At 42.8% G+C, this 4,999-nt stretch carries 6 protein-coding genes and 1 pseudogene; 2 read left to right on the forward strand and 5 right to left on the reverse strand.

Features of this window, described 5'->3' with window-relative positions; translation table 11 throughout:
- Positions 1–124: 124 nt before the first annotated feature.
- The 5 genes and pseudogenes from FTT85_RS17865 to FTT85_RS17885 all read right to left on the reverse strand — a co-directional run.
- Positions 125–1,141 (reverse strand): annotated as a pseudogene (locus FTT85_RS17865) (IS66 family transposase); the annotation flags it as partial.
- 19 nt (positions 1,142–1,160) lie between these two features.
- The gene (gene tnpB, locus FTT85_RS17870) at positions 1,161–1,550 is read right to left on the reverse strand and encodes an IS66 family insertion sequence element accessory protein TnpB (RefSeq protein WP_180184084.1); all 390 of its coding nucleotides are present in this window, start codon (positions 1,548–1,550) and stop codon (positions 1,161–1,163) included.
- The gene (locus FTT85_RS17875; RefSeq protein WP_180184085.1) at positions 1,547–1,930 is read right to left on the reverse strand and encodes a transposase; all 384 of its coding nucleotides are present in this window, start codon (positions 1,928–1,930) and stop codon (positions 1,547–1,549) included. Before FTT85_RS17875 ends, tnpB begins: the two co-directional genes overlap by 4 nt.
- Positions 1,931–2,168: 238 nt before the next feature.
- Positions 2,169–3,482 (reverse strand): type II toxin-antitoxin system HipA family toxin, encoded by a 1,314-nt coding sequence (locus FTT85_RS17880; protein ID WP_152873592.1) that lies wholly within the window; start codon positions 3,480–3,482, stop codon positions 2,169–2,171.
- Positions 3,476–3,835: a helix-turn-helix domain-containing protein gene (locus tag FTT85_RS17885; RefSeq protein WP_180184086.1), complete on the reverse strand. Its 360-nt coding sequence runs from the start codon at positions 3,833–3,835 to the stop codon at positions 3,476–3,478. Before FTT85_RS17885 ends, FTT85_RS17880 begins: the two co-directional genes overlap by 7 nt.
- Positions 3,836–4,056: 221 nt before the next feature.
- Between FTT85_RS17885 and FTT85_RS17890 the strand changes: the two genes are divergently transcribed.
- Positions 4,057–4,290 (forward strand): hypothetical protein, encoded by a 234-nt coding sequence (locus FTT85_RS17890; RefSeq protein ID WP_180184087.1) that lies wholly within the window; start codon positions 4,057–4,059, stop codon positions 4,288–4,290.
- Between the two features lie 33 nt (positions 4,291–4,323).
- Positions 4,324–4,590 carry a hypothetical protein gene (locus tag FTT85_RS17895; RefSeq protein ID WP_111860974.1) on the forward strand — a complete coding sequence of 89 codons (267 nt, stop codon included), beginning with the start codon at positions 4,324–4,326 and terminating at the stop codon, positions 4,588–4,590.
- Positions 4,591–4,999 lie beyond the last annotated feature (409 nt).

The following is a 4,999-nucleotide window of genomic DNA, read 5'->3' on the forward strand; positions in this document are numbered from 1 at the left end:
GTGGAGCGACAATTGATGTAATTCGAGAATACATCCAAAACCAAGAGAGACCCGACTGAAAAGGCGTGCTATCCATCTCCATCTAAATCACAGATTATAGATGGAGAATTCCGCACATTTAGTTAAAGCGTGCTTTATAACCACTGTAATCATCACAGACTAGATAACCCTGCCAGCCTTTCAAGAACTCTGCAGCATGCTGGCCTGAACGACTATCCTGAAAGTCATAGATCACCGCCTGAACTGGATTGTACTGTGTAGTGGCATAGGCCCAGACATAACCTTTCTTCGGTTTTTTATCATTCTCACCCATCCGCATGATGGTGACCGGTGTTTCATCTGCATGCAGCACCTGCTGTTGTAGTACCACCTCTTTTAAGGCATTGGCCAGAGGTTCCAGTTCTACACCGCAGCGACCTATCCAGTCAGATAAAGTTGATCTAGAAAGTTCGATTCCCGCCCGCTGATAGATCAGACGTTGACGGTACAGCGGTAAATGATCGGCATACTTCGATACCAGCACATGGCTGAGCAGTTCAGGTGAAGCAATGCCTTTATCAATCACATAGGCGGGCATCGCTTGCTGAGTCAGAGTGTCGCACTGATCACAGACCCATTTGCCACGCACATGCTGCTCCTTATAGAACTGTGCCGGTCTGAAATGCAGTTTTTCACTGGCATCTTCGCCGATACGACGGAGTTGGCAGCCACAAGCACATTGGGTTGATGCAGGTTCATGCTCAATACGGATGGTGTGTAGATGATCTGGCAGTGGTCGACGTTTAGGTTTATTGGTTTTGGCTTTGTGTGTCACTGCATCGGTTTTATCTGCATTTAGCCGTTCCAGTTCCAGATCAACCGCGGCAATATCTTCTTCAACCGCTTCATCCCACAGGTGGATTTGTTTTGCAGTGAGATGTTCGTTTTTACTGCCGAATTTGTGCTGTTTAAATAGTGCGAGTTCATGCTCGTATTTTTGATTGAGAATAGAAAGATGCTGAACTTTGGCATCCAATTGCTGGTTTGATTTTTCTAATTCTTGATTTGATTGTGCCAGAGACTGATGCTGCATCGCCAACTGCCGGGTAAATTCCAGCAGTTGTTCATGGGTCAGTTGGCTTAAGTCAGGCAGCGTATTCATGACCGCAGTATGCCTGAGGTCATGACGCAGAGGAAATAGAACGTTTGGAGAATAGCAGAATAGCCGAGCTTGGTTTAGAGCATCGTGACCACCTGCTGTCGTCCAATGCGCTGCCAGGGCAAACCTGGATCAGTGCCTGTAACTGTTCCGGGTTGAGGGCCACGGTTTCACCTTGGTGAACTTGAGCCCAGTGGAATTTTCCCTGTTCCAGCCGCCGGGCACACAGCCAGATGCCCAGTCCATCATGTACCAGCACTTTCATGCGATGGCCACGTTTATTACAGAACAGGTAAGCACAATGCGGTTTGATGTAGCCAAAGGCTCTCACCACCTGAGCCATGGCAGTATCCATTCCTGCACGCATGTCCATGGGCTGAGTAGACAACCAGATTTCATCAATGCGGATCATGTTTCAAGTGCCTTGAGTAATTCTGCTAAAGCAGATATTTCTGATACTTGCCATTTCAAGCCAATTTCTGCTTTTGAGTGGGGTAAAGTAATTTGAACTTTTAACATGTCAGTAGGAGTAGGATCTAATGGTGCAGAGCAAGATAAGGCAATAAATGCAGGTTTATTCGGTAGTGGTGAGCGATCACTCCCTGGCTTAGCATCAATTAAGCGAATCCATTTGGATACAAGATTTGTATTCAATCCATGTTGCAAAGCGACTGAAGCAATTGAAACGTCCGGTGCTTTACAAGCCTGAACGATCTGCTGTTTAAATTCAGCACTGTATGTTCTTCGTTTTTTCGCAAGAGATGCGATGGATGTCTGATGATTTGTAGTCATAAATTTAAGTCCCCACTTGTTTCTAAGTGGGGACTAAATTAAGGCTTATAGGATGAATTCATAAGGTGTGTTCAGCGGACGCTTACGTTTATGAAATAAAGAAAGGCAGTTAATCATCTGCCTTTTTTTATTCTTTTCAGCCTTGGTATAAACGCGAGTCCAAACCTATCGATCTAGGCCCACGTGAATATATAAAAAAAAGCCACCCGAAAGCAGCTCATTTGGTAATAAAGATAAATTAGAATTTCAAGCGTAGGTTTTGCTCAACGCGCTCAATCAGCACCTTTGGCACATTTGATTGCACGGCGAGAGATGTCCAACTTGAAACCGCCTCAATAACTTCTTCCAAGATCTGACGAATCCGCTGTTCACTAAAGATTGGACTTAACTTCTCGAATGACAGGAAATCAGCCATTTCAAAATTGTCACGTTTTCCGTTAAGAGTCATCCAATGTTGATCTACCCAAAAAGAGTTCGGCTTATAGCTATATGCCAAGTCATAAGCTGGTGCCAATTTCCATTGATTATCTACAAGCATGTAGCCAAAGTTCTTTGAGTGGTCATCGTGGTTACGAGATACCACGTTGAATACCATGCGTCTAAACAACTGTTCTGCCTCGGCTGCAGTCAAACGCAAATGACGGTTCACGTTAAATATTTCTTCGTAAGAGAAAGACCCCGGCTTTTTATAATCCACATGCGCCAATCCATTCAGGGATTGAATATGAATCTTCTCATTACCCACGCGATCAAAACGCTGCGTGATGAAATGTTGACGATCACCCTCTTGCAGCAACTTACATGGCATCATTTCAATACCGCATTTTACGGCCATTTGATGATAAACATACTCCATTGCGCCGTAGCCCATAGGATCACCAAAAGTTTCTTTATTGACGTTATGCTCACTCACACCATCAAACTTCATCAAGTAGTGCGTAAAGCCATCTGGAACATCTGTTTGACCTGAACGGACTTGGCTGTAATCCTCATTAAATGCAAGTACTGCTTTAGGGCGTGCGCCACCTGCACTTGTACCTACGGATAGAAGCGCAAGCATAGCATCCTTGTCTTCTGCACCATCATTCTTAAGATCAACCTCTAAAGATGAACGAGTATCCAATACATCTTGAGCTATTTTAATCAATTCAAGAATTTCGACTTGTTGAGATGCATTAAAGCCTGTCATGGCTTTTACAGGGTGATATTCCAGTGCACCCATACCACGCTTACCTGTATATTTCAGGCGTTCTAATGGGGTGATAGAGTCAGGAGATCGACCGTTACGTGCTGTCCACGCATTTAAAATTCGATTACCGAAGTCATCAGGCAGCGAGTCAGCAAATAAGCCTGCCAACCCCTTAAATGTCTCAGGGTTTAATGTTGGGAATGAATAAACACCCTCACCCAAAGGCATAAACAGCGGAGAAAGCTCGATACCACTGTCTAGAAATGTCTTAGAGTATTCAAAGGCACTTGGCTGCCCCTCTGTATACGCCATCACCCCAACATCCATACCAAGATATTCAACGCTAACTGTATCTCTCACCATCCCAAATCATCCTTATTCGCAGTTAATATTTTCTTGTTGTTCGAGTTAGCCTTATGTTCACCCGAAGCCTTTTTACGCTCTTTACCTTGCAACTTATGGAGTTGAATTGGCGATATTGGTTGGGGCGGTAAAAACAGATCTATCTGGTCCCTCATGTTTAGAGCATCCAAATATGCGATCAAATTTTCCAGTGTGACTTTCCCTTTCTCAGCATTAATAATTACACGTCTCTCTAAGCCGGATATCTCAGATATCTCAACTTGAGTTAAATCTTTATTAAGCCGAGCCTGCTTGATACGCTCACCAATTTCTAAAGCTTTTGCATGGCTTGAACTTGTAGATCTAAAGCTCATTGTTTAATACCATTTTTTGTACCTAACGAGCATATTTTAGCACATTAGTACCATTTTGTGTACTAAACGAATTTTGTATTTTAGGATAATAAGTGTTATTTTAAATGATAAATATCGCATTGATGTACTTGCATGAAACCGCACGATTCAAATCATAACGACACCCAAAATAGTACACCTGCAAACAAGGAATAATTGAGCTGCATAGCGAAGATATTGAAGTGTTGCGCTTACTTGGTGAAAGCTTTGTCACGATCCGTCATCTAGCTGGTCCAGCCTTCAGAACGCTTACCGATAAACAAAAATTAGATTTAATTTCAAACATTGCAGATGCGAGTCACAACCTACCCAACGTCTTATCAAAAGGTGGTCATCAATCTTGCCTTAATTTTCTTATGGCAGATGCAACCCACCTTCGTACTCAGCTGTTAAAACTACGTGACCTCAACCAATAGGTCACTCCCATAAACAAAAAAGGTTCATAAGAGATGGAAGTAGCTGAAAAATTAGTTTGCCCTAAATGTCAGGGGCAACTAGCCATTTGGTTTGAGATGGCGACCGAGTATTCAAGAAAAATCCACCCCAAGACTGGTGAAATTAAAACTCGTATAAGCAAATCAGAACCCGAACGAACGGAACGCCAAGGTATTAAATGCACTGAATGTGAATGGCTTGAATCATCTGACGACTTTAGCGAAGAAGCAGCTGAAATTATTGATAAGGTTAAAATTGATCTTGATGACCCTTCTCACTAGAATCCGCATAAAAATTCACGGCGCATAGAATAGAATCCTCTTTAATGCGCAATTTTTACTAAACATCATTTAGTACAGTATTTTGTACAATACACATGTATTTCATTTGTTATGTACACTTTATTGTACTAAACAACATTGCTTAAAGTTGCGGTTTTAGCTCATTTTCTTGCGCTAAATTGACAGATTTCTCGCGCCATTATTGTTGCCAATTTAATCAACAAGCATCGTATATACGATAGCAAAGCCCTTTATCAGCCTGCATTGATGTATCACCAGGCCATTGACATACTCCCACCACCAAGCTAAGAGCTATGGTGGGGGAATCTTTGCGACCCATGCAATCTTAGAGATTGCACCTTTCGATACCGCACTGCGCTGACAGTATGGCGGTACAGGAACTCTTTAT

Origin of the sequence: Acinetobacter sp. YH01020 (genome assembly GCF_013420275.1) — a bacterium.
Taxonomy (GTDB): Bacteria; Pseudomonadota; Gammaproteobacteria; order Pseudomonadales; family Moraxellaceae; genus Acinetobacter; species Acinetobacter amyesii.